This window comes from Parvibaculum sp. (genome assembly GCF_049671045.1).
In the GTDB taxonomy this organism is placed as follows: Bacteria; Pseudomonadota; Alphaproteobacteria; order Parvibaculales; family Parvibaculaceae; genus Parvibaculum.
On sequence record NZ_JBATUH010000141.1, the window covers coordinates 1 to 1,646 of the forward strand.

1 protein-coding gene is annotated in these 1,646 nt (G+C 65.1%); it reads right to left on the reverse strand.

Annotated features, from left to right (window positions below; translation table 11 throughout):
• On the reverse strand, positions 1–1,278 hold a 1,278-nt coding region (locus WBG82_RS16020; protein ID WP_424425940.1), incomplete at its 3' end, for a multicopper oxidase family protein.
• Positions 1,279–1,646: the final 368 nt, after the last annotated feature.

Genomic DNA, 1,646 nt, shown 5'->3' on the forward strand with positions numbered 1-1,646 from the left:
GTGCAGGTGGATCGGATGGTGCCACGCCGTCGCATTGGTCATGGCGATCACATGCGAACCATCGCGTTCGAGCGTCAGCATCGGGTCTAGCACATGGCCTTCGGCGGCCTTGCCATTGACGAACCAGATGCCATTGCCGTGCATCATGCCCATCATGCCGCGCATCATCCCGCCGCCCATTCCCCTTGATGTTCCTTCGCCCATGCTGCCGCCCATCTCGGCCATCACCATTCCGCCCATCATGCCGCCGTTGAAGATCACCTCGTGGCGGAGCGCCGCAGCGACATTTGGTTCGCGCAAGGGATTGGCGGGCAGGACGATCGGCCAGTCAGGCATGGTGTCCCTAAACGCTGTCTCACCGTAGGCGAGGTCGACCAGCCGGTATTCGAGGTCCCGATAGAAGCGGTCAATGACCGAGACCCGACTGCCGGGCTCGCCCATCATGTCGAGAATGATGTCGGCCCGCATCGCCGGTCCCAGTACGACGAGGCCGCCCATTGGCGCGTGCGGCGTTACCGGCTGGCCGTCGAGCGCGATGACCGTCGGTGTATGGCCTTGGAAGTCGAGGCTGAAGATGCGCGCGTTCGCGGCATTGATGAGCCGCAGCCGGATGCGCTCGCCGCTGCGCACCGGACGCGCGTCCGGCACGCGACCGTTGATGGTGACGGTGTTGCCGATCCGGCCATTGTGGCTCATGTCATGGCCGTTACCGAAATCGTTGGAGATCTCGGCAGACTTCGTGAGCCGCCAGTCGTCGAGCACCCAGACGAGTTCCCGATCGACTTTTGGCGGTTCGGGCTCTTCGACGATCAGCGGCCCGTACAGGCCGCGGCCGACCTGCTCGAAGCTGCGCTGATGCGGGTGATACCAGAAGGTGCCGGCATCGACCGCGTCGAACTCGTAGACGAAGGTTCCGCCCGGCGCGATCGGCGGCTGGTTGAGATGCGGCACGCCATCCATGGCGTTGGGGACCCGGAGCCCGTGCCAGTGGACTGTGGTCTCTTCGGCAAGCCCGTTCTCGACGGTAATCCGAAGACGCTCGCCCTGACGAACGCGGATTTCAGGTCCGGGGACGGTCTCGTTATAGCACCAGGCGGGCGTCTCGCCGTGCGGCTCCGGAACGAGCCGCGCCCGTCCCGGCGCGGCCCGCAAGGAGAACTCCCGGACGCCGGCCGCACGTGCGGGCAACATAAGGCCAGGCATGCTCAGGCTTGCAGCGCCGGCGGCGCACGCCTTCAGTAAAGTTCGGCGCGATAGCGCCAAGGTCATCGGTGACATGGTTCGCTCTCATCTGATTTCCGCTGTGCTTCAGATGTACAGACACTGTCTGCACAGGCATTGAGCAGCGACTGCCCGCGCGATTGCCCGGGAAGCGCAGCAGGGCGCAGCGGTCGGAGCGCACCCCGACCGGCGTCCGATCAGATGAGCGTTCGGGGAGGGTAGGGTTCGGGCGGACCTGTCCGTCCGACAAGGTTGTAAAAGGCTCGGACCGACGGTGTTAAACCTGTCACCGCTGGGACACCGCCCTCCGGACTGAGATTGGCCAGAACCGGAGCGACGCAGACCATGTCACAGTCAAGCCCGCCCTCGTCCCCGTCACTCTCGGAGCCGCAGCCCTGACAGTCGGCCATATCCATGGCGCCGCC